This is a genomic window from Sinisalibacter aestuarii, from assembly GCF_027923545.1.
Classification (GTDB): domain Bacteria; phylum Pseudomonadota; class Alphaproteobacteria; order Rhodobacterales; family Rhodobacteraceae; genus Sinisalibacter; species Sinisalibacter aestuarii.
The window spans coordinates 1-280 of record NZ_BROH01000039.1; the positions used below are offsets into that span (position 1 = coordinate 1).

Genomic DNA, 280 nt, shown 5'->3' on the forward strand with positions numbered 1-280 from the left:
CTAGGCCGTGGACCCATAAACCTGCTTCCCTTCGCGTTCAGGCGGTGATTCACTGGTCCTGCCGACGGGGAGGACAGCCATGCGCCGACGTTACGATCTCACCGAGCACGAATGGTCGATCATTCAGCCGCTCTTGCCGCAGAAGTCTCGCGGGGGGTGCCGCGGGTCGACGATCGGCGGGTGATCAACGGGATCCTCTATCGCTTCCGGACGGGGGTGGCCTGGGCGGATATTCCGGAGCGCTATGGGCCGCACAAGACCTGCTACAACCGCTTCGTGC

The 280-nt window shown here is 63.9% G+C and carries 1 pseudogene; it reads left to right on the top strand.

The annotated features are described in order from the left end of the window. Positions 1-79: 79 nt before the first annotated feature. Positions 80-280 (top strand): annotated as a pseudogene (locus tag QMG28_RS20910) (transposase); the annotation flags it as partial.